This is a genomic window from Gymnodinialimonas phycosphaerae (assembly GCF_019195455.1).
Lineage (GTDB): Bacteria > Pseudomonadota > Alphaproteobacteria > Rhodobacterales > Rhodobacteraceae > Gymnodinialimonas > Gymnodinialimonas phycosphaerae.
Genome location: NZ_JAIMBW010000001.1, coordinates 2,631,361 through 2,651,662, shown reverse-complemented (window position 1 = coordinate 2,651,662; position 20,302 = coordinate 2,631,361). Strand labels below are relative to the sequence as shown.

Here is a 20,302-nt window from a genome sequence, read left to right as displayed (position 1 = left end):
CCATGTTCCCACGTCCCATCGAACAATATTCCGCCCCCGTCCGCATCGGCTACCAATTGCTTTTGCCGTTCATGCTACTGGTCTGGTTGATCCCGCTGCTGGCGGTCATGTTCTTCTCGATCAAATCCGGGAACGACTTCACTCAGGGCAATTACTGGGGCATCGGCGAGGATGGCCTGCAAGGCCTTGGCAACTACTGGACCGTCTTCACCGGGTCCGACATGCCGCGCTATCTGTGGAACTCGGTCGTGATTACTGTGCCTACGATGATCGGCGCAGTGGCGCTGTCGTGCATGACGGGCTTCGCTTTGGGCGTGTACCGCTTCAAGGGCAACCTGTTGATCTTCTTCATGTTTGTGGCGGGCAATTTCGTTCCGTTTCAGATCCTCATGGTGCCTGTGCGCGACCTGACAGACCAGATGGGCCTTTATGACACGCGCATGGGTCTGATCCTTTTCCACATCGCGTTCCAGACGGGATTCTGCACGCTGTTCATGCGCAACTTCATCCGCGCCTTGCCCCGTGAGCTCATCGAAGCCGCCCGCGTGGAAGGTGTCAGCGAATACCGCATCTTCTGGTACGTCGTTCTGCCGCTGATGCGCCCTGCCATTGCGGCGCTGTGCGTGCTGATCTTTACCTTCATCTGGAACGACTTCTTCTGGGCCGTGGTCCTCACCCAAAGCCCTGAATCCCAACCCGTCACCGCAGGCATCACCGCGTTCAACGCCCAATTCCGCGCCATGTATCACATGATGAGCGCGGGCAGCATCGTCGCGGCCATCCCGCCCGTCGCGATGTTCTTCCTGATGCAAAAGCACTTTATTGCGGGTCTCACCCTGGGCGCGGTGAAGTGATGGACGGCACGCTGACCACCAGCATCCGCACGTGGCGGCTCGATGATGATGGGCGTCAGACCATGGTGCTGGCGGCGACAGGCGACCGCCTTCCGCAGGTCGTCTATTGGGGGGCGCCGCTGCCGTTGGACGAGGATCTGCGCGTTCTTCATGCGGCCCATGCCCTCGACGTGACCGGCGGCATGCTGGACGAAAACCCGGACCTATCGCTGTGCCCCGAGGCGGTCCGTACCTTCCCCGGCCAGCCCGGCCTGATCCTGCGCGACGGCGACGGCACGCCCTTGTTGCCCAAGTTCTGCTACACCTGCGAGGAGCGCAGCGAGGAGGGGTTGGCGCTGACCTACGCCGATGAGGTCAACGGTCTGACGCTGACCTTCACCTTCGCCACCGATCGCTCGACCCGCATCATCACCGCGCAAACGCGCCTCGACGCCACGCGCCCCGTGCACCTGCATTGGCTAGCCGCGCCCGTCCTTCCTGCCCCTCAGCAAGCGGAAGAGATGATCGACTTCTCTGGCCGGTGGTGTGGTGAGTTTCAGCCCAACCGCACCGCCTGGTCGCCCGGCATGCGCTACCGCGAGAACCGCACGGGCCGCACGGGGCACGAACACTTCCCCGGCCTCCTCGTGCCGCTCAAGGGCTGCACCAATACGCAAGGCGAGGCCTACGGCTTCCACTACGGTTGGTCTGGCGGCCACAAGATGATTGCAGAGGAACTCCCCGATGGCCGCCGTCAGATCCAGTTCGGCCATGCCGCCCGGATGGAGACGCAGGCCGCCAGAACGTTTCAATCCGCGACGCTTTATGTCACCTATTCCAGCCACGGTCTGAACGGCTGTGCCGTCAGTTTTCAGCGCCACCTGCGCGACCGCATCGTGACTTGGCCAGACCGCGACCGCCTGCGCCCTGTGCATTATAACTGCTGGGAAGCCGTCTACTTCGACCACAAGCTGCCCGTCCTCAAGGACATCGCTGAACGCGCCGCTGACCTCGGGGCCGAGCGTTTCGTGCTCGATGACGGCTGGTTCGGCCAACGCGATGACGACACCCGCAGCCTGTCCGATTGGGAGGTCGACATTCGCAAATACCCCGATGGCCTCGGCCCTCTGATCGACCATGTTCATGCGCTCGGGATGACGTTCGGCATTTGGTTCGAGCCCGAGATGATCAATCCCGACAGTGACATCCACCGCGCCAATCCCCATTGGGCCTTGGGGGGCGAGGATCAGACGCTGGGACGTCAGCAAAAGGCGCTCAACATGGCGCTGCCGGAGGTGCGTGATTTCATCTACGACCGCATGGCCGCGATCCTTGCCGCGCATCCGATCGACTACATCAAGTGGGACCATAACCGTGTCTTGCCGATGCCCGACGCGGACCAAACGCGCGGCTCCTACGCGCTGATCGACCGCCTCCGCGCCGACTTCCCGCAAGTGGAGGTCGAGTCCTGCGCCAGCGGCGGCGGGCGCATCGACTTCGGCATCATGCAGCGTACCCAAAGGGTTTGGCTCAGCGACAGCAACGACGCCCTCGAACGCCTCCGCATTCAGCACGACGCGGCGCTGTTCCTGCCCGTTGCCGTCACCGGGTCCCACGTCGGCCCGCGCCGCTGCCATACTTCCGGCCGCATCTTCGACATCTCATTCCGCGCATGGGTTGCCGCGCAGCGTCACATGGGGTTCGAGATGGATCCGCGTGAGCTGGATGACCATGAGGCGGCGGTTCTACGAGAGGTCACGGCGTGGTGGAAGTACAACCGCGACTGGATGTTGCAGGCGGATATCCTGCGCCTCGACAGTGCTGATCCAGCGGTCATCGCTGAACAGCAGATGTCACCTGAGGGTGACAGGTTCGTCGTCTTCGCAGGCAAGGCCGCGACGTCCCATCAAATCGTACCGCGTCCCTTGCGCTTGACGGCTTTGGACGCCACGGCGCGCTACAAGATCACCCTGATGAACCGTGGCACCGCCCCGGCGCTCAGCCGGGGGATGCCTGCGCTGAAGAATGGGCCCGTTGAGGTCTCAGGCGCATGGCTGATGCATCATGGCCTGGTCTTGCCGTGGAATTACCCTGATACCATGTGGGTGTTGGAGGGCGAACGCCTATGACAGAAATCGCGACATACCCCGACCTCAACGGCGCCTCGGTGTTCATCACGGGCGGCGGCTCCGGCATTGGTGCCAGCCTGACGGAAGGCTTCCTGCGGCAAGGCGCGAAGGTGGCCTTCGTTCAACGCTCGGACGCCACACCCTTCGCGGATGAGATGGAGGCCAAGACCGGCAATCGTCCGCTCGCGCTGATCTGCGACATCACCGATACCGAGCGTCTGCGCGCTTGCATCGCAGAGGCCGCTTCCGCCCACGGTCCCATCACCGTTCTGGTCAACAACGCCGCCAATGATCAGCGCCACAAGACCCTGGACGTCGATGAGGCGTTCTGGGATTGGTCCCAATCCATCAACGTCAAGGCCTATTTCTTCGGCTGCCAGGCCGTGATCGAGGGTATGCAGGATGCCGGCGGCGGCTCGATCATCAACATGTCGTCGATCAGCTACATGATGGGCAACTCGGGATACCCCGCCTATACCACGGCGAACGGCGGCATCACCGCGATGACCCGCTCCCTTGCGCGGGAATTCGGGGGCGACCGCATCCGCGTCAACGCGCTGGCGCCGGGATGGGTGCTGACCGACAAGCAACTGGAACTTTGGGCCTCTCCCGAAGATCTTGATGCGCATATGGAGAAGATGTGTCTGAAGGAACACCTGAAGCCCGAGGATATCGTTGGCGGCGTGTTGTTCCTGGCCTCCAAGGTGTCCAGGGCGATGACCGGACAGACCATGGTGATCGACGGTGGCGTGGTGACGACAGGATGAACCGGGGGATGAGCAGCAACACGACATACGCCGACTGGATCGCCGTTGATTGGGGCACGACGCATCTGCGCGCGTGGGCCATGGTGGGTGACACAGCGAAGGCCGAGGCCACCAGCGACGACGGCATGGGCACCCTGGAGCGTGACGCCTTCGAGCCTGCCCTCCTGCGCCTGATCGAGCCGTGGCTGGGGCAGGGCACGATGCCCGTCGTCGCCTGTGGTATGGTCGGCGCGCGCCAAGGTTGGTTGGAGGCACCCTACGTTGCCATCCCCGCCAAGCCTTGCGACCTGGCGCCCGTACAGGTTCCCACACACGACGCGCGCCTCAACATGATGATTATTCCTGGTCTCAAACAAACTGACCCGGCCGACGTTATGCGCGGCGAGGAAACCCAGATCGCCGGGTTCCTTGGGGCGAACAAGACATTTGATGGTGTTCTTTGTCTGCCCGGCACCCACACCAAGTGGGTGCGCATTTCGGCCGAAGAAGTCGTCAGCTTCCAGACCTGCATGACCGGCGAATTGTTCCAGCTGCTGTCCGAAAAATCTGTTCTACGTCATTCCATCGCCCCGGCGGGCGAGGACGCGGGGGCCTTTGCGCAGGCCGTCTCGGATATCATATCGCGCCCCGAGAAACTGGCTCAACGGCTGTTTTCCCTGCGCGCCGAGAACGTCATCAACGGGTTGGAGGGCACCACCGCACGCGCCCGCCTGTCGGGTTGCCTGATCGGCGCGGAACTGGCCGCGACCAAGCCCTATTGGCTTGGCCAAGACGTGGCGATTGCAGGAAGCCCCGTGCTGATTGACGCCTATAGCAAGGCGCTCATGACCCAGGGGGTCGAGGCGCGCACCTTTGACGCTGCTCCTCTCACGCGGGCGGGCCTCGCGCGCGTCCACACCACCTTGACGGAGACCGCGTAGATGTCCCGCCCCCTGATCGCCATCCTGCGCGGCATCACACCGCCCGAGGCCGTCCCCATAACCGAGGCCTTGATCGCCGCCGGAATTGACCGGATCGAAGTACCGCTCAATTCGCCATCTCCGCTCGACAGCATCGCCGCCATGGCGCAAGCCTGTGGCGACCGCGCCCTGATCGGGGCTGGCACGGTGCTGACCAGTGATCAGGTCGTTGCCGTGCAAAATGCCGGCGGCAGGTTGATCGTGTCGCCCAATTGCGATGTGCGCGTCATCGAGATGGCCGAAGATCTTGGCATGGCCTGCTGGCCTGGCATTTTTACTCCGACGGAGGCGTTCACCGCCATCCAGGCAGGGGCAACCGGGCTGAAACTCTTCCCCGGCAACATGGCAGGGCCGGGTGGGCTGAAGGCCCTGCGTGCCGTCTTGCCGTCCGGCACCAAGGTCTATGCCGTGGGTGGCGCGGGGCCAGAGAACTTCGGCGAATGGATCGCCGCCAGTGCGGATGGTTTCGGCATCGGCTCGGCCCTCTACAAACCCGGCCTAGCGGTGGACGAGGTCGCGGCGCGCGCCGCCAAGATTGTCGAGGCCTACGACACGGCGATCAAAGGCCCGATGGTATGACGGTCGAGGTCTTCGACGATCGCCCCTGCGCCCTTGGGGAAGGGCCGCTTTGGCACCCGATCCGCAAACAGCTGTTTTGGTTCGACATTCTCGGCCAACGCCTTCTGACGCGGGACGCCGACGGTCCGCAGGAATGGCAATTCGATCGCTGCGTTTCGGCCGCCGGGTGGGTGGACGAAGACCGCCTGCTGATCGCCTCGGATGAGGATCTGTCCGTCTTCGATCTGCGCGAAAGCACCTCCGAATACGTCGCCTCGTTGGAGGCTGACAATCCCATGACCCGTTCCAACGATGGCCGCGCTGATCCGCAGGGGGGATTCTGGATCGGCACAATGGGTCACAATGCAGAACCTGGGGCAGGCGCGCTTTACCGCTACCATCGCGGAGAAATTCGCAAGCTTCGTGCCAATGTCACGATCCCCAATGCCACCTGTTTTACCCCCGATGGTTGCCACGCCTACTTCGCCGATACCGCCAAGCACCTTGTCTGGCGCTACGCCTTGGACGCCGACGGCTGGCCCCAAGGCGCAGCCGCCGTCTACCTCGATCACCGCGCAACCGGCCTCAACCCCGACGGTGCTGTCGTCGATGCGCAAGGCAACTTCTGGTGCGCCGAATGGGGTGCGTCGCGGGTAGCATGCTATGACCCATCGGGGAAACTTGTAGAAGAAGTCGCCCTTCCGGTTCCACAACCGACCTGCCCGGCACTTGCGGACGGCCACCTTTACGTGACGACCGCGCTGCAAGGCCTCCCCGATGCGGCGAAAGACGACGCGCCGTTGTCGGGGCATACCCTCCGCGTGGCGGTCGCGGCCCAAGGCCAGGGCGAACATCAGGTGCAGCTATGAGCCTGCAACGCACCCTTGGCACCTGCTACTACCCCGAACATTGGCCCGAAGATTTCTGGGAAGAGGACGCCGCCCGCATGGCCGACCTTGGCCTCACATGGGTGCGCATCGGTGAATTCGCCTGGAGCCGGTTGGAACCCGCCCCCGGCGACCTTCAATTCGACTGGCTCGACCGCGCCATCGACATACTGCACGGTGCCGGCCTGAGGGTCGTGCTTGGCACCCCCACCGCCACGCCGCCGCGCTGGATGCTGACCAAGCACCCCGACATGCTGGCCGTGGACGATGAAGGGCACCCTCGCAAATTCGGCTCCCGCAGACACTATTGCTTTTCCCACGACGGCTACCGAGACGAGGCGATCCGTATAACCCGTCTGCTGGCCGAACGGTTCGGCGGGAAGGTCGAGGCCTGGCAAACCGACAATGAATACGGCTGCCACGACACGATCTACAGCTACTCCGACGCGGCGCGCGTGGCATTTCGTGACTGGCTGGCTCAAAAATACCAATCGACGGACGCCTTGAACCGCGCTTGGGGTAACGTGTTTTGGTCGATGGAGTACGACAGCTTCAACGACATCGACCTCCCCAACCTGACCGTCACAGAACCCAACCCCGCCCACGCGCTGGATTTCCGCCGCTTCTCCTCCGATCAAGTCGCCCGCTTCAACGGCGCGCAGGTGGCCGCGATCCGCGCGCACTCAAGCGCCCCCATCAGCCACAACTACATGGGCCGGATCGTGGAATTCGACCACTTCGCCACCGGTCGCCAGATGGAAATCGCCACCTGGGACAGCTACCCCCTCGGCTTCCTCGAAGACCGCCTCGAAGACGATGCGGCCCACAAGCGTCGCTACGCTCGACAGGGCGATCCGGATTTTCAGGCCTTCCACCACGACCTTTACCGCGCCGTTGGAAAAGATGGGCGTTGGTGGGTGATGGAGCAACAACCAGGTCCTGTTAACTGGGCCCCCCACAACCCTGCGCCGCTGCCCGGCATGGTCCGCTTCTGGACATGGGAGGCTTTCGCCCACGGCGCCGAATGCGTCGCCTATTTCCGGTGGCGCCAAGCTCCCTTCGCGCAGGAACAATACCATGCAGGTCTGCTGCGTCCCGATGGTGCCGAAGCCGAAGGCTTCGCCGAGGCCGCCCAAGTAGCCCGCGAATTGAAACACTTGCCCAAGGTCGAAAGCGCCCAAGCCCCGGTCGCCCTCGTCTTCGACTACGCCAGCGCCTGGGGCTGGTCCGTGCAACCGCAAGGCGCGGGCTGCGACTACTTCCGGCTGGTGTTCGAGGTCTACCGGGGACTGCGCAAACTGGGCCTTTCCGTCGATATCATCTCGCCCGACACGGCAACGCTGGACGGCTACGCCCTTGTCCTTGCGCCGGGCGTCCTCACGCTGTCAGAGCCGCTAAAGGCAGCAATCACCGGCACCAAAGCCCAAGTCATCCTCGGGCCTCGCACCAATGCCAAGACCCACGCGCTCAGCACGCCTATCCCGCTGCCGCCCGCGATCGCGGGCTTTGATGCGACGATTTCGCGAGTTGAAACCATCCGTGTAGATACGCCGATTGCCGCCAAGAACGGCGGCCATGTGAAACTATGGTTCGAGCAGATCACCACCTCCGAAATGGCGATTGAGGCCACGCAAGACGGCGCGCCGATCCTCCTCCAATCCGGCAATCTCGGCTATCTCGCAGGCTGGCCTGATGAGGCGCTCCTGCGCCGCATCCTGACCCGCGCCGCAACGGCAGCAGGCCTTACCCCGCTGGATTTGCCCCAGGACATCCGCATCCGCGATACAGGGCAAACGCAGTTTACCTTCAACCACGGCCCGGATCCCGTTATCTACAACGGCCAAACAATCCCCTTCGCTGGCGTGGCTTGGCGCTGACGCCCCTCTTTCATCTTGCGAGAAAAACTCTGGGGGGTCCGGGGGGCTAGCCCCCCGGTTGGTCGCCCCGGCGCCAGCCGGGGCGAAACCCCTTAAATCCCGTCGATGCAGACGTATTTGGTCTCCAGGTAGTCTTCCAACCCTTGGCTTCCGCCCTCTTTGCCAAGGCCCGACTCCTTGACCCCGCCAAACGGCGCCTCCACCGTAGTGATCAGGCCCGAGTTGATGCCGATCATCCCATATTTCAGCCCTTCGTTCAGGCGGAAGGCGCGGCCCAGATCGGACGTGTAGGCGTAACTCGCCAAGCCGAACACCGTGTCATTTGCCATGGCAATGGCCTCTTCTTCAGTGTCGAACTTGAAGACGGGGGCCAGTGGGCCGAAAATTTCTTCGTGGGCGAAGGTCATGTCCTGCGTTGCGCCGGTGATCACAGTAGGTTCAAAGAACGTGCCGCCCAGGTCATGGGGCTTGCCGCCAGAGGCGACCATGCCGCCCTTGGATGTTGCGTCGTCCAGGAATTCCTGCACTTTCTCGACCGCGTCCGCGTCGATCAACGGACCTTGCACAACGCCCTCTTCACGGCCATCACCCACCTTCATCGCGCGGGTCTCGGCCACCAGCTTCTCGACAAACGCGTCATGAATGCCGGCCTGCACATAAATCCGGTTGGCGCAAACGCAGGTCTGGCCAGAGTTGCGGAACTTCGAAACCATTGCCCCTTCAACGGCCTTGTCCAGATCGGCGTCGTCGAAGACGATGAACGGCGCGTTGCCGCCCAATTCCATCGAGACCTTCTTGACGGTATCCGCCGACTGCCGGATCAGCTCCTTGCCGACCTCGGTCGAGCCCGTGAAAGTGATCTTCCGCACGACCGGAGACTCCATCATCGCCCCCGCGATTTTCCGGGCTGAACCCGTCAACACGTTCACCACGCCCTTGGGATAGCCCACGTCTTCCGCCAACGCAGCCCAGGCCAAACCGGAATACGGCGTCGCCGTTGCGGGTTTCGCGACCACCGGGCAGCCGACGGCAAGCGCAGGCGCGACCTTGCGGGCCAGCATGGACGAAGGGAAGTTCCACGGCGTGATCATGCCCACGACGCCTACTGGATGCTTGGTCACCAGAATGCGGCGGCCGTTCACGCCCGCTGGCACGATCTCGCCTTTTGCGCGGCGCGCTTCCTCGGCGAACCAGCGCACGTACTGCGCGCCAATGGCGATCTCACCTTTCGCCTCGGCCAGGGGCTTGCCCATTTCGACGGTCAGCAATTCACCCAGCGCGTCCTGGTTGTCCATTAGTGCATCGTGCAGCTTCCACAGTAGCCCCACACGCTCCATCAACGACATCGCGGCGAAGCCTACGTAGGCGGCCTCTGCCGCTGAAATCGCGCGCGCCGTCTCGGCGTCGCCGCAGTTCGGCACCGTTCCGATGACCTCACCGGTGGCGGGGTTCGTCACGTCGATGCTCTCGCCGCTATCGGCGCCAATCCACGCTCCGTCCACGAACGCCGCTTCCTTCTTCCATGCTTGCCAATCAGCCATCGGGTTTCTCCTTTTTCTGTGCCCTACCGCCCTTCGGGCTGCTTGAGGGCGGGTTCTATTACGCCCTACCGCACCGCTACTTGAGGGCTTGCTTCCCCATGATTAGTGCCACGTCCAGCATCCGGCAGGAGAACCCCCATTCGTTGTCGTACCATCCAAAAACGCGCAACATGCCACCCTTGGAGCGTTTGATTTCCGGCCCCGCCACGATCAGCGACTCGGGTCGCGCGCGCAGGTCACTACTGACCAGCGGTTTGTCCGTAAATCCTATGACGCCCCCCGTTTGCGCGCGCAAGAAGGCCTCCGCCTCTGCCTCGCTTGGCATTTCACGTGTCATAACCGCCAGATCAACGCAAGACACCGACGCGGCGGGCACCCGCACGGCGGACCCCGTCACGCGCCCCGCCAGATGCGGCAAAACGATATCCAGGAGTGGCTCGGCCGAGGTTGTCGTCGGCACCATGCTCAGCGCGGCGGCGCGCGATCGCGCAGGGTCGCGCATCGGCATATCCACCGTCGGTTGAGATCCTGTATAACAGTGCACCGTCGTCATCAGGGCAGAGTCGAGCCCCCAAGTCTCGTCGATCAGCCGCACCAGTGGTGCTATGGCATTGGTGGTGCACGACGCATTCGATACGATCCGGTGCTGTGGCATCAGGGTTTCATCATTGGCCCCCAGCACCACCGTCAAATCTGGTTCCGGCGCCGGACCCGAGATCAGAACCCGCCCGGCACCTGCGTCCAATGCGGCTTCTGCCACGTCCCGAGATCCTCGCCCGGTGCATTCCATCAGGATATCGACCCCGGCAAGGTCCAGCGCTCCCGTATCGCGCTCCTGGCTCAGGCGGATGCGACGGCCATTGACCACCAAGGCGTCCCCCTCGACCGAGACCTCGCCGGGAAACGCTCCGAACACGCTGTCGAATTCAAACAGGTAGGCGCAGGTCGCGGCATCGGCGATGTCGTTGACCGCCACGATGTCGATTTCGGGCCAGGTCGGTCCCAAACGGCCGCCGCCTAGTACCCACGCCCGCAGAACGGATCTTCCGATCCGCCCAAAGCCATTGATCGTAACTCGGATGGTCATCTGCGCCCCCTATGGCTCAAGTCATGCACCCGGCCTGACACCGGCGCAAGGTATGGCATCATGGGTTTTCGTGATTGGCCTCAACGGTCTGCGTGATGGCTGGCTAGCGCCCGACTTTGCCCGCGCCCTCCGGCATTGGCAGCCCCGCCAGCGTCTTCGTCATCGCCGCAAGGGCACGAGCCACGGCGTCGCCGGGCAAACACGATTTGCGTGTCGCCAGATCCACATGCAGCAACAGGCTTTCGACCGTCGCCACGGCCGTCCCGTCGCCACGCAGCAACGTGTGGAACAGGTGAAGCTTCTTGCCCTCGCCGCTCAACAAGCGCGTCTCGGCGCGCAGGCGGTCGCCCGCGTGGACTTCATCCAGATAGCGGACGTGGTTTTCCACCGTGAAATAGCTCAAACCACCCGCGATGTAGTCTGCATCGGCGCCCACCATCTCCATGAACCGATCCGTCGCCTTGGAGCCCGTCTCCAGAAAGTGCGCTTCATTCATGTGTCCGTTGTAGTCGGTCCAGATCTGCGGCACCTGACGGTCCTGCGTCACCGGCTGCGTGGTCTTGGGAAGCGTCGCTTCATGGCGCGCCACAACGCCGCCCGCGCCAGAGCCCGAGTGCTTTAGTGCGCGCATGATCCCCACGAGGTTATCGTCGCGCAGTCGCTCCAGCGCGCGGATGCTCATGTGGCCGGACTGCGCGTCCGATTGGCCCGCGATCAGGTCGACCAACTCGTCGGTAAACTCCGGTACATCCATCAGCTTGGTCCAGGGCCACGTCAGGCAGGGGCCGAACTGCGCCATGAAATGCTTCATCCCCGCCTCACCACCCGCAACGCGGTAGGTCTCGAACAGGCCCATCTGCGCCCACCGCAGGCCAAAGCCCATGCGGATCGCCTCGTCGATTTCCTCGGTGGTGGCGATGCCGTCCTTGACCAGCCACAGTGCCTCGCGCCAGACCGCTTCCAGGAAACGGTCCGCGATATGCGCATCAATCTCTTTGCGGACGTAGAGAGGATACATCCCGATGTCGCGCAAAAGCGTAGCCGCACGGGCGCAATGGTCCGTGTCGCCCACCAACTCGATCAGTGGCAAAAGATAGACCGGGTTGAACGGATGCGCGACGATCACGCGCGCGCCCTCTGCCGTCAACTCCGACGGTTTGAACCCCGAGGTGGAAGAGCCGATGACGGCCTCCGCCGGGGATAACGCCGTCAACTCCGCATGAACCCTGTGCTTGATGTCGAGCCGTTCCGGCACGCTTTCTTGTACCCAATCCGCGCCTGCGCAGGCCTCCGCCAGGTCAGCCGTGAACCGAAGGGTGCCTTCGAAGGGCAAGGCGGTGTCGTAAAGCGCCGGCAACGCGCGTCGGGCGTTGGCCAAAACCTCGCCAATCTTGCGCTCGGCCTCTGGGTCCGGGTCGTACACAACTACGTCCCAGCCGTTCAAAAGGAACCGCGCGGCCCATCCGCCGCCGATCACGCCGCCGCCGATGATCGCTGCCTTCATGGTGTCACGCTCCGTTGTAGCCGGCTCAGGTCATAGCCGTTGAAATCCAGCACTTCACGCGCCGCGGCCAGACGATCCGCCGGGATTTCCGGGTCGCGGTTGAGGATCCAGCCGACACGCCCGTTGGGCGCGCCGACGACTGCTGTGCGGTAGCCTTCATCGACCCACAGCACCCAATAGGGGGCAGCGACGGGCACGCCCTGAAGGCGGACGGACAATCGGCCAAGGCCTTCGTCCGTGGCCGTGCCGGTGATCACTTCGGTGGGCTGGCCGCTGGCGTCCAGGCAGGTGTTGCGCACCGTCAGGACACCTGGTGTGCCTGAGGCGCCGTACTCGGCAATCGCGCCCGGACACTCGGCCTGGAACAGGTTTGGATACCGAGCCACCTCATACCAGCGCCCCACATAGCGGGACGCGTCGAAGTTGGCTGAGGAGGCGATGGTGACGTTCTCATCCCGGTACGATGGCCCGAGAACCGCCCCACAAGAGGCGACAGCGAGAAGGGATAGCGCTGAAAAAAGGGCGGGCTTGACCGGAAGGCGCATCATTTCGGGGCCTGCTTCGTCAGGCCAAGCTTCGCTCGTACTTCTGCCGGGCCGATGATCTTCGCGCCCATCCCTTCGATGATCCCCACAGCCCGCTCCACCAGTTGCGCATTCGTCGCCAGGACACCCTTGTCGAGCCATAGGTTATCCTCCAACCCCACACGCACGTTACCACCCGCCAGGACCGAGGCTGCCACATAGGCCATTTGATTGCGTCCCAAGGCAAAGGCCGAAAACGTCCAATCTTCGGGTACGTTGTTCGCCATCGCCATGAATGTGTTCAGATCATCGGGTGCCCCCCAAGGCACGCCCATACATAGCTGCACCAGCGCGGGCGCGTCCAACACACCCTCCTTGACCAGTTCCTTGGCGAACCACAAATGGCCGGTGTCAAAGGCTTCGATCTCGGGCTTCACACCCAAATCCGTCATCATCCGTCCCATGGCGCGCAGCATACCCGGGGTGTTGGTCATGACGTAATCGGCCTCGGCGAAATTCATCGTGCCGCAATCCAGAGTGCAAATCTCGGGCAGGCAGTCTGCGATATGGGCCACGCGCTCCGCCGCGCCGACCATGTCGGTGCCCTCGCGTGGCGGCAATGGCGCGTCGGTGGGGCCAAAGACGATATCCCCGCCCATGCCCGCCGTCAGGTTCAGAACGACGTCGATCTCGGCGTCGCGGATGCGGTCGGTGACTTCGCGGTAGTAGGCAAGATCGCGCGATGGTGCGCCGGTATCGGGGTCACGAACGTGGCAATGAACGACGGCCGCGCCAGCTTTGGCGGCGTCGATGGCGCTTTCGGCGATTTGCTGCGGCGAGCGGGGGACATGGGGGCTGCGGTCTTGGGTAGAGCCCGAGCCCGTAACGGCGCAGGTGATGAAGACGTCTTTGTTCATGGCCAATGGCATCGTCGTTTCCTTTCAGGGGCCGGGGTGACGCTGGCCTGCGATCTTTTGTGTTACAAAAGATGCACGCCTCGCCCCACCCGCCGTCCCATAAGCTATTTGCCCCGCCAAATCGGGTCGCGTTTCTCGGCAAAGGCGCGGGCGCCTTCCAGTTGATCCTCTGAGCGGTAGAGCTTTTCCACCGTCTCGAATTGGCTCTTGGTGATCTTGTTGAGCGCGTCCTGGAACTTCATGTCCTCGGCCTCGCGCACGATCTCCTTTATCGCCGCATAGACCAGTGGCGGCCCGCTCGCCAACAGATCGGCCAAGTCGCGCGCCTGATTCATCAGGTCAGCGGCTGGCACAACCCGGTTGATCATTCCCCATCGCGCCGCTTCTTCCGCGTCCAGCCAGCGGCCCGTGAACAGCATCTCCATCGCGATGTGGTAGGGGATGCGCTTGGGCAGCTTGATCGAGGCCGCATCGGCCACGGTGCCGGATCGGATCTCGGGCAGTGCAAAGCTTGCATGATCCGCCGCCAAGATCATGTCCGCCGACAGCGCCAGTTCAAGCCCGCCGCCACAGCAAATGCCGTTTACCGCCGCGATCACCGGCTTGTTGAGGCCCCTCAGTTCCTGCAAGCCGCCGAAGCCGCCCACACCATAGTCGCCATCCACTGCGTCGCCGTCGGCGGCGGCTTTCAGGTCCCAGCCGGGACAGAAGAACTTTTCCCCTGCGCCAGCTATGATCGCCACGCGGAGGTCAGGATCATCGCGGAAGTTGGTAAAAACATCGCCCATGATCCGGCTGGTCGCGAGGTCGATCGCATTGGCCTTGCCGCGCTCCAGTGTGACCTCAAGGACATCGCCGCGGCGGGTGGTCTTGATCGGGGTGTCGGTCATGGAGTCTGCCTTATACGGATGAGGGCGTCAGCGGCGACCGCGCGGGTGGGGGTGCACATCAGCGGGTTGATTTCGACTTCGAAGATTTCGTCGGCGTGGGCCGCGACATAGTCCTGCACGGCCAGCACGGCGCTGGCAATCGCTGCGATGTCGGCGGGCGGGGCACCACGATATCCATCTAGGCGCGGCGCGATGCGCAGGCGGGTCAACGCGTGCCGTATGTCCGTCGCCGTGCAGGGCAGCAGGAGATGCGTGGTGTCACAAAGGATTTCAGTGAAGGTGCCACCAGCGCCGAGTGTCAGCACATAGCCATGGGCCGGGTCGCGCACGACACCGATCAGCAATTCGGTGGCGGGATCGTCGATCATTTCTTCTACAAGATATTCATTGGTCGGCATCGCTTTGGCGGCCTCCTCAACCTGTCCTGCCTTCAGGTTCAGGCGCACTGCCCCGGCTTCCGTCTTGTGGGCCACGCCTGCGCCCTTCAGCGCCACTGTGCCGCCGAGGTGAGCGGCAGCTTCTGCCGCCGCCTTGGGAGAGGCGGCGCGACAAGACGCGGGTACGGGCACGCCATGGGCAACCAATCGCGCCTTTGCGGCGTCTTCCGTCAGCGTGAATGTCGGCCCATCGGCGCCCGGCAGAAGCACCGGCGCGGCCCCGCCGGGACGGGCGATGGCAGCGACGGCTATCGCCTCCAACGTTTCCGACAAGCCGCACATGGGCACGATCCCCTGCGCCATGATCTTTTGCGCGATCTCCTCGGGCATCGTATCGGGCAGGCTGGCGAGGATCGCGATCTCGTGGCCAGACGCCGCCTGTGCGTCCGCCACCGCGTCGATGACCAAATCCCAATCAGGCGCGGGGCAGCGGTCGGACCGGGGGAAGTCGAGAACCACGAGGCCGAGCGCCAAACCCTCATCCATCATCGCGGAGAAACAAGCGGCCATCGCGGCGCGATCGCCCCAGATATAGGTGTGGTAATCCAGGGGGTTGGCAAGCGCGACCTTGGGCCCAAGGACCGCGCGCAGTTTCACCTTCTGACGATCCGAGAGGTCCGGAAGCTCCACGTCATAAGCCAAGGCGGTGTCGGCCATCAGGCAGGCCTCTCCGCCGGAACAGGACATGGAGGCGATGCGATTGTTTGCCAGCGGTCCCGTCATATGGAGCAGCTTGAGCGCCTCCAAAAGGGCGGACAAACCACTGACCTGCCCAATTCCCAACCGCGCCAACAGCGCTCTTGCCCCCGCGTAGCTGCCCGCGAGCGACGCCGTGTGGGACACGGTCCCCGCCTGCGCCTGATCAGAAGCACCCACCTTCAGCGCCACAATCGGCTTTCCCAAGGCGCGCGCCATCTCGGCCAAAGCTTCCATCCGGCGGATGTCCGGGATGCCCTCGATATGCAGCCCAAGCGCGGTGACCCGTGGGTCACCCAATAGCGCCATCCCAATCTGCGCTACGTCCGTCTGAGCCTGATTGCCGGCCGTTACCATGTAGGCAATTGGCAGGCCGCGTCGCTGCATCGTCAGGTTGATCGCGATGTTGGACGATTGCGTGACAAGCGCCACCCCACTGTCGACGGGCACCATCCCATGGTGGTCCGGCCACAGCGCCACTCGGTCGAGTCCGTTGACCATGCCGTAGCAATTGGGCCCGAGGATCGGCATCTCACCCGCTGCCTTCAACAGCGCGCTTTGCAAGTCGGCGCCGTCGGCCAATTCCTCCATGGCCTCTTGAAAGCCCGAGGCGAAACAGATCGCGCCCCCGGATCCAAGCGCGGCGAGGGCGGCTATCACCTCAACCGTTACAAGGCGGTTGACGCCGACAAACGCGGCATCGGGCGCGCTCGGCAGATCGGCGATTGCCCCGTAGGTCTGCTGGCCACCGATTTCTGCCTTCGTCGGATGTACCGGCCAGATCGCCCCGCCAAAGCCGATCTTGCTGCATTCCCGCACGACGGCTTCGCACCACGCGCCGCCGCCCACTACTGCAATCGACTTCGGTCTCAACAGGCGCGACAGATCGCGGCTCACGCGACCCCCTCCATCTTTGTTCCAAAAATATGCAAACCCGACACCTGATCTTACGCGCCCAACGGTCGGAACAAGTCACGACTGATGATGTGGCGCTGGATTTCAGAGGTGCCGTCCCAGATTCTCTCCACCCTCGCATCGCGCCAGAAGCGCTCGATGGGGAAATCATCCATCAGCCCCATGCCGCCGAAAATCTGCAAAGTGGTGTCGGTGACGCGGGCCAGCATCTCGGTGGCGTATAGTTTGGCGCTTGCGATCTCGCGGTTGGCGGACAGGCCTTGATCCAAGCGCCACGCCCCCGCGAGGGTCAAATGATCCGCGGCGTCGATCTCGGTGATCATGTCCGCAACCTGAAAGCTGACGCCCTGGAACTTCGCAATTGCTTGGCCGAATTGCTTGCGCTGTGCGGCGTAGTCCAAGGCGTAGTCGAAGCACCGCCGTGCTCGGCCCACGCTGAACGCTGCAACGGTCAGGCGGGTGGCGTAGAGCCAATCGTTCATCACCGCAAAACCGCCGTCGACCTCGCCCAGAACCTGCGCATCTGGCAGGCGGCAATCGTCGAAATTCAGGATGCAGTTCTTGTAGCCCCTGTGGCTGACAGAGTTATAGCCATCGCGGACCTCGAAGCCGGAATGGCCGCGATCCACAAGGAAACAGGTGATCCGCTTCTTCGGCCCCTTGGGTGTCTCGTCCACGCCAGTGGCCAGGAAGACGATAAAGAAATCAGCGTGTTCAGCGCCGGAAATGAAGTGCTTGGACCCGTTCACCACCCAGTCGCCCCCATCGCGGACGGCGCTGCACTTCATGCCGCGCACGTCGGAACCTGCGTCGGGCTCGGTCATTGCCAGCGCGTCCATTCTGTCGCCGCGCACGGTTGGCAGCAGGTAACGCTCCACCTGCTCGCCTTTGCAGGCCATCAGGATATTCTGGGGGCGAGCGAAAAAATGCGTCAGCGCCATGGAGCCGCGCCCCAGCTCGCGTTCCACGAGCGTGAAATCGAGATGGCTGAGGCCCGCGCCACCGACGCTTTCGGGGAAGTTGCAGGCGTAAAACCCCAGATCAATCACCTTGCGCTTGATCTCCTCCCCCAGCTCCGGCGGTACGTGACCCCTGCGCTCGACCTCTGCCTCGAAGGGATAAATCTCGTTCTCGACGAAGCTGCGGACGGTGGAAACGATCATCTCCTGTTCATCGCTCAGGCCAAAATCCATAGGTGTGTTCCTCGCTCAATGGCGTGAATTGTTAGCGCTCTTGTGAGGGATCAACATGCGGTATACGCAGAAAACATGCCGGATACGTTTTCCATGCTGCTGTTTGAAGGGTTCTCGAACCTCTGCCTCGCCAATGCGGTAGAGCCCTTGCGCGCGGCCAATGCGCTGGCCCGTGCGCAGCTTTACGACTGGACCTTTGCCGCGCTGAGCGACGCGCCCGTCCACTCTTCCAGCGGGTTGCCTGTCCAGGCAACGCCGCTTTCCTCGCAGCTTTCCGGCGCCTATCTGTTCGTCATGCCAAGTTACGGCTTCGAGGCGCTCGCCGCGCCTGCGACTGCACGCGCGTTGCGCGCGGCCGCTGCGCGGTTCGACACCCTGGTGGGCCTGGATACAGGGGCCTATCTGCTGGCCCATGCGGGCCTTCTGGACGGGCGCAAAGCCACCTGCCATTGGGACATTCTCAGCCAGGCAGAGGAGGCGTTCCCCGAAGTTATCTTCACCGAGGATCGTTTTGTCATCGACGGCAATCGCGCGTCATGCGGCGGGGCCACGACGACGTTGGAGTTGATGTTGGAAATCATAGAACAACGCCATGGTGCGTCCCTCTCGCTCGAAGTGGCAGCGTTGTTCATGTATGGTGAACGGGCGCCGACACTCGATCCCAACCGCCTGATCCCCACCCATCGGACCGTGCAGGCCGCCGCCGCCCTGATGCGCCGCCACGTGGAAGAGCCACTGACCATCGACATCATCGGCATGCGTTTGGGCCTTAGTCGGCGAGCGTTGGAGCTGGCGTTCCAAGCCCACACACGGATGTCGCCGGGCCAGCTCTACCGCTCCATCAGGTTGGCCCATGCCCGGCGTCGGTTGGAGGAGACCCGCGACTGCGTGGCGGAGGTGGCCTTGCGCTCGGGCTACCGCGATGCGACGGCTATGGCGCGCGCCTTCAAGGCCGAGTTCGGGATCACCCCCTCTGCCGCACGGGCCGCGAGGCTATCGGAGGGGACGTGATGAAAACCGTAGGCGAAGTGCTTATCACACTGTTGCAGCGGCGCGGGGTCGAGGTGATTTTCGGCATCCCCGGCGTGCATACGGTCGAGATGTATCGTGGCCTTGACGGCGCGGGCATCCGCCACATCACGCCACGACACGAGCAAAGCGCGGGGTTCATGGCTGACGGCTACGCGCGGGCTTCGGGTAAACCGGGCGTATGTCTGTTGATCACCGGGCCGGGCGTGACCAATGCGATCACGCCGATGGCCCAGGCGCGCGCCGACAGCATCCCGATGTTGGTCATCTCGGGCGTGAACCGTGTCGCGACCTTCGGGCAGGAGGAAGGCTTTCTGCATGAGTTGCCCGACCAGCAAGCGATGATGGCGCAGGTGGCACTGCTGTCTCAAACACTTCATCGGGCAGAGGATCTGGAGCGTGTCCTTGACCGGGCCTTTGCCGCCATGACCGGCGCGCGCCCCGGCCCGGTGCATATCGAAGTGCCGCTGGATGTGATGAAGCAGCGGATCGATGTGCCGCCGGTACGCGCCGCGATAGAGACATGCCGCGTGCCGGACCCGACTTTGATCATAAAGGCCTCTGCCGATCTGGACACTGCCAAGCGACCGCTGGTTCTTGCTGGGGGTGGCGCTATCGGGGCGGCAGATGAGATCCGGGCGCTGGCAGAGAAGCTGGACGCCCCCGTTGTCACGACGACCAATGCCCGTGGAATCCTCGGCGATCACCCCTTGCGCGTGCCTGCAAGTCCCACGCTGCCTGCGGTGCGTGCGCTGATGGCTGACGCCGATGTGGTGCTTGCTATCGGCACGCAGTTCGGGCGCACGGATTACGACATGTACGACGACGGCGCGGCCCCTGCGCTGGCGCATCTGATCCGCGTCGACTGCGATGCAATGCAGATAACCCGGGGTCGCTTGCCGGACACTGCCATCGTGGCAGACGCCCAGTTGGCGGTGGAGGCACTGTCGCAGAGCCTTCAGCCCAGAACCACCGGTGGTGCAAGCCGCGCGGACGCCACACGGAAAAGCGCCTTGAACAGCCTCGATGACGTCTACCGATCCCACATCGCCTTGATTGACACGATCACCCAGGCTCTCCCCGGCGTTCGCATCGTGGGCGACAGCACGCAGGTCGTTTACGCAGGCAACATGTACGCCGACATCTCGCAGCCGCGCGGTTGGTTCAACGCCGCCACCGGCTATGGCGCATTGGGCTATGGCGCGTCAGCGGCTATTGGCGCGGCGCTTGGCGATAGGGCCCCAACGGTCTGCATCACCGGTGACGGTGGTCTGCAATTCTGCCTGTCCGAGCTTGGCACGGCAGTGGATGAGAGGACGCCCGTCATCTTCCTCGTCTGGAATAACAACGGCTACCAAGAGATCGAGCGCTACATGCGCGAAAACCAGATCACGCCCGAAGGGGTCAAACCCTCGGCCCCTGATTTTGCGGCCGTCGCCAAGGCCTATGGAATGCCCGCCGAGCGGGTCGAGGGAACGGATGGTCTGATCGCCGCGCTAAAGCGCGCCAAGGCGGCAGGCAGTGCCTATCTGATTGATTTGATCGTGGACTGACCCGGT

Annotated in this window: 17 protein-coding genes; 9 read left to right on the top strand and 8 right to left on the bottom strand. The window is 63.4% G+C overall.

Annotation, left to right across the window (positions count from 1 at the left end):
* The first annotated feature begins 2 nt into the window (after window positions 1–2).
* From KUL25_RS13140 to KUL25_RS13110, 7 genes are read left to right on the top strand one after another with little or no spacing between them, the layout of a single operon-like run.
* Window positions 3–854 (top strand): carbohydrate ABC transporter permease, encoded by an 852-nt coding sequence (locus tag KUL25_RS13140; RefSeq protein WP_257893358.1) that lies wholly within the window; start codon window positions 3–5, stop codon window positions 852–854.
* Entirely contained in the window at window positions 854–2,962 is a 2,109-nt protein-coding gene (locus tag KUL25_RS13135; RefSeq protein WP_257893357.1) for an alpha-galactosidase, read from the top strand. Before KUL25_RS13140 ends, KUL25_RS13135 begins: the two co-directional genes overlap by 1 nt.
* Window positions 2,959–3,729, top strand: coding sequence for an SDR family NAD(P)-dependent oxidoreductase (locus KUL25_RS13130; RefSeq protein ID WP_257893356.1), 771 nt, complete (start codon window positions 2,959–2,961; stop codon window positions 3,727–3,729). The genes KUL25_RS13135 and KUL25_RS13130 overlap by 4 nt, the downstream gene beginning before the upstream one ends.
* A gap of 8 nt (window positions 3,730–3,737) precedes the next feature.
* Complete coding sequence (locus KUL25_RS13125) at window positions 3,738–4,649, top strand: 2-dehydro-3-deoxygalactonokinase (protein WP_257893355.1); 912 nt, start codon at window positions 3,738–3,740, stop codon at window positions 4,647–4,649.
* Complete coding sequence (locus KUL25_RS13120) at window positions 4,650–5,267, top strand: 2-dehydro-3-deoxy-6-phosphogalactonate aldolase (protein WP_257893354.1); 618 nt, start codon at window positions 4,650–4,652, stop codon at window positions 5,265–5,267. It abuts the gene before it with no gap.
* Window positions 5,264–6,115 carry an SMP-30/gluconolactonase/LRE family protein gene (locus tag KUL25_RS13115; RefSeq protein ID WP_257893353.1) on the top strand — a complete coding sequence of 284 codons (852 nt, stop codon included), beginning with the start codon at window positions 5,264–5,266 and terminating at the stop codon, window positions 6,113–6,115. The genes KUL25_RS13120 and KUL25_RS13115 overlap by 4 nt, the downstream gene beginning before the upstream one ends.
* Complete coding sequence (locus KUL25_RS13110; protein WP_257893352.1) at window positions 6,112–8,010, top strand: beta-galactosidase; 1,899 nt, start codon at window positions 6,112–6,114, stop codon at window positions 8,008–8,010. The genes KUL25_RS13115 and KUL25_RS13110 overlap by 4 nt, the downstream gene beginning before the upstream one ends.
* Before the next feature lie 92 nt (window positions 8,011–8,102).
* Here KUL25_RS13110 and KUL25_RS13105 read toward each other — a convergent pair whose 3' ends face one another.
* The 8 genes from KUL25_RS13105 to KUL25_RS13070 form a co-directional block, all read right to left on the bottom strand.
* The gene (locus KUL25_RS13105) at window positions 8,103–9,551 is read right to left on the bottom strand and encodes an NAD-dependent succinate-semialdehyde dehydrogenase (RefSeq protein WP_257893351.1); all 1,449 of its coding nucleotides are present in this window, start codon (window positions 9,549–9,551) and stop codon (window positions 8,103–8,105) included.
* Window positions 9,552–9,627: 76 nt separating this feature from the next.
* Window positions 9,628–10,638: a type I glyceraldehyde-3-phosphate dehydrogenase gene (locus tag KUL25_RS13100; protein WP_257893350.1), complete on the bottom strand. Its 1,011-nt coding sequence runs from the start codon at window positions 10,636–10,638 to the stop codon at window positions 9,628–9,630.
* Window positions 10,639–10,741: 103 nt separating this feature from the next.
* Window positions 10,742–12,142, bottom strand: a complete 1,401-nt coding sequence (locus tag KUL25_RS13095) for a carnitine 3-dehydrogenase (protein ID WP_257893349.1) — start codon at window positions 12,140–12,142, stop codon at window positions 10,742–10,744.
* Window positions 12,139–12,690, bottom strand: coding sequence for a lipocalin family protein (locus KUL25_RS13090; RefSeq protein ID WP_257893348.1), 552 nt, complete (start codon window positions 12,688–12,690; stop codon window positions 12,139–12,141). Before KUL25_RS13090 ends, KUL25_RS13095 begins: the two co-directional genes overlap by 4 nt.
* On the bottom strand, window positions 12,687–13,595 hold the full coding sequence (gene bcoG / locus KUL25_RS13085) for a 3-dehydrocarnitine:acetyl-CoA trimethylamine transferase BcoG (protein WP_257893347.1): 909 nt from the start codon (window positions 13,593–13,595) through the stop codon (window positions 12,687–12,689). The genes KUL25_RS13090 and bcoG overlap by 4 nt, the downstream gene beginning before the upstream one ends.
* A 92-nt stretch (window positions 13,596–13,687) precedes the next feature.
* Window positions 13,688–14,473: a carnitinyl-CoA dehydratase gene (locus tag KUL25_RS13080; protein WP_257893346.1), complete on the bottom strand. Its 786-nt coding sequence runs from the start codon at window positions 14,471–14,473 to the stop codon at window positions 13,688–13,690.
* Complete coding sequence (locus KUL25_RS13075; RefSeq protein ID WP_257893345.1) at window positions 14,470–16,503, bottom strand: acetate--CoA ligase family protein; 2,034 nt, start codon at window positions 16,501–16,503, stop codon at window positions 14,470–14,472. Before KUL25_RS13075 ends, KUL25_RS13080 begins: the two co-directional genes overlap by 4 nt.
* A 50-nt stretch (window positions 16,504–16,553) precedes the next feature.
* Complete coding sequence (locus KUL25_RS13070) at window positions 16,554–17,714, bottom strand: acyl-CoA dehydrogenase family protein (RefSeq protein ID WP_257893344.1); 1,161 nt, start codon at window positions 17,712–17,714, stop codon at window positions 16,554–16,556.
* Between the two features lie 75 nt (window positions 17,715–17,789).
* On the opposite strand from KUL25_RS13070, the gene KUL25_RS13065 reads away from it, so the two are divergent.
* Together KUL25_RS13065 and KUL25_RS13060 are read left to right on the top strand one after the other, a co-directional pair.
* Window positions 17,790–18,725 carry a GlxA family transcriptional regulator gene (locus tag KUL25_RS13065; protein ID WP_257893343.1) on the top strand — a complete coding sequence of 312 codons (936 nt, stop codon included), beginning with the start codon at window positions 17,790–17,792 and terminating at the stop codon, window positions 18,723–18,725.
* A complete protein-coding gene (locus tag KUL25_RS13060; protein WP_257893342.1) occupies window positions 18,725–20,296 on the top strand; it encodes a 5-guanidino-2-oxopentanoate decarboxylase in 1,572 nt (523 codons plus the stop codon). Before KUL25_RS13065 ends, KUL25_RS13060 begins: the two co-directional genes overlap by 1 nt.
* Window positions 20,297–20,302: the final 6 nt, after the last annotated feature.